The sequence below is a fragment of the Deltaproteobacteria bacterium genome (genome assembly GCA_019309045.1).
Lineage (GTDB): Bacteria > Desulfobacterota > Syntrophobacteria > BM002 > BM002 > JAFDGZ01.
On sequence record JAFDGZ010000204.1, the window covers coordinates 1 to 2,334 of the forward strand.

Consider the following 2,334-nt stretch of genomic DNA (forward strand, 5'->3'; position numbering starts at 1 on the left):
GTCGGAAATTGTTTTCCAGAGGCTCGGCCCACACGGCGAATTCGGCAATGTGCAATTCGTTCTTGCTGCTGCGGGTTACCACCTGTGGTCGATCCAGGTAGTCAGGAAGTTTCACGGGACCGAGGCCGATGGTCTTGCCCTGCAGAGCAGATGCGTCCAGTCTCAAATCCTCGGAGTCTTGCATGGAGCTCAGGAGAAAGAATCTTGTTTGCTCAATGGTGCCCTTGCCCAGATTGAAGCAACCTGACGAGACAAACAAGCAAAGTGCTGCCGCAATAAAGAGAAGCTGACGCATTACTCACCTCCGGTTCTGGTTTTGCCGCGCAGCAAGGCATCGGGATGTCGTTCGAGATAGTCGGCCAAGATGCGGACAGATCGTGCTGCTCTGCTGATTTCCTGCAATTTGCTGATCTCAGGGCGCAACAACGCCCCTTCAGCAGTTACCTGTTTCACAGTGGTAAGGGTTTCATTTGCCTTTTGCAGTGTGGCCTCGGCCGACCTGGCGAGGCTCTTGAGGTCTGCACTGGCGGGCTCAATTCGTCTGTCAATTGCCTGCAGCAGTCTTCTTAAATCTGCCATAGTCTCCTCGAGACTGGCAACCAGGGGCGACACCTGTTGATCAAGATTGGTCAGGAGCTTTTGGGCGGCCACAGAAGTGTCTCTGAAGCCACGAATGCCGTCAGCCAGTTCAGGAGAATTTACCAGGCGGTTCACTCCGTTGGCTGCCTGCTGGATGTCTTGAACCATCTCCTTGATGGGGAGATTTTCCAGGGTCTGTCCTATTTCTTCTGTGAGTGAAGGGATTGTGGGAATTTCCAGATAATCCTTGCTCACACGGAGCTCTTTCAGACCCTCCAGGCGAACTGGCGTGTCCGGTCGCAGATCGAGGTTGATAAAGAGCTGGCCCGTTACCAGGCTTTGCAGTTGCAACTGGGCTCGCAAACCTTTGTCGATCATAAGATCGATCCACCTTTTGCGCTCCGCCAGGCTCTCTAGCCGTGTCCATTTACCAATTGGCTTGAACCTCTCGGATTTGAGCGTAATGAACACCGGAATCTTGAATGCCAGTGTTGCCGGATTCAGCAATACCGTGATGTCAGTAACCTCTCCCACTCTGACGCCTCTGAACATTACCGGCGCCCCTACGGTCAAACCCTTGAGGGAGGATCCTTGAAAGAAAAGGACGAAGTGCTCCTTTTTCTCCAGGAACTTGCCGGAGCCAAAAACCATCACCCCGGCAACGGCGAGAATGATAGCACCCAGGACAAAGCCACCTATTAACGACAGGTTTGCTTTCTTGCTCATAATCTAATGGATCCCCCTCCTCGTGCAACTGCGTTAGCTGTGTCAGCCACTAATGGTTCAATCTTCGAGTACCTCTGAGTGTTGATTGCTTACATTGCCTGGTCCATACTCTTGCCGCGCGTGAGAAAACTTTTTACCTTCGGGTCTTGAGTCTCAGCAAGCAATTTCTTGGGATCACCGCTGGCGATCATTGTCTTGCTGTCAACGTCGAGAAAAATAGAGTTGTTGCCAATGGTAAAAATGCTCGCCAGCTCGTGGGTTACCACCACCACGGTAGCGCCTAGACTGTCTCTGAGTTCGAGAATCAGCTCATCCAGCAAGCGTGCGCTTATGGGGTCCAGTCCGGCTGATGGTTCATCGAAGAAGAAAATGTCTGGGTCCAGCGCCATAGCTCGGGCCAGAGCTGCCCGCTTCTGCATACCGCCGCTGATTTCAGAAGGGTAGTAATCTTCGAAGCCGGCCAATCCCACCAGAGCCAGTTTCAGAGAGACCACTTCCTCGATCTGCTTCGGGGTGAGGTCGGTGTACTCGCCCAGAGGAAGGGCTATATTTTCAGCTAATGTCATGGAGCTCCACAGGGCGCCGCTCTGAAAGAGGATGCCGAAGCGTCTCATGATCTGGTCTCTTCTGGCCTCGTCTGCGTCCCAGAAGCTCTCGCTATCATAGAAAACTTTGCCTCTGGCAGGCTCCTTGAGCCCAATCATCTGTTTCATGAGAGTGCTCTTGCCGCAGCCGCTGCCGCCCATGATGATAAAGATGTCGCCCCGGTTGACAGTGAAGTTCAAGTCGCGCATCAATACGAAGTCGCCGTAGGCCAGGGTGAGATCGGTTACCTCTATTACTGCATCAGACGCTGCCATTTTGTTCTTTCTAGACACCCATCACATTGGTGATTACAGCAAATATGCCATCCAGAACGATGATGACCACTATGGCCGTGACCACCGCAGAGGTGGCTGCACTTCCCACCTCCGAGGCACTGCGGCCGCACTGCATACCACGCAAGCAACCGGTCATGGCGATGACAAT

At 53.2% G+C, this 2,334-nt stretch carries 4 protein-coding genes; all 4 read right to left on the minus strand.

The features are described 5' to 3' along the window. Positions 1-295: membrane integrity-associated transporter subunit PqiC (locus tag JRI89_17795; GenBank protein ID MBW2073085.1), on the minus strand; the 295-nt coding region annotated here is incomplete at its 3' end. Next, the gene (locus JRI89_17800; GenBank protein ID MBW2073086.1) at positions 295-1,305 is read right to left on the minus strand and encodes an MCE family protein; all 1,011 of its coding nucleotides are present in this window, start codon (positions 1,303-1,305) and stop codon (positions 295-297) included. The genes JRI89_17795 and JRI89_17800, both read right to left, overlap by 1 nt. Before the next feature lie 89 nt (positions 1,306-1,394). Continuing rightward, on the minus strand, positions 1,395-2,165 hold the full coding sequence (locus tag JRI89_17805; protein ID MBW2073087.1) for an ATP-binding cassette domain-containing protein: 771 nt from the start codon (positions 2,163-2,165) through the stop codon (positions 1,395-1,397). A gap of 10 nt (positions 2,166-2,175) precedes the next feature. Beyond that, the coding region (locus tag JRI89_17810; GenBank protein ID MBW2073088.1) for an ABC transporter permease at positions 2,176-2,334 on the minus strand (159 nt) is incomplete at its 5' end.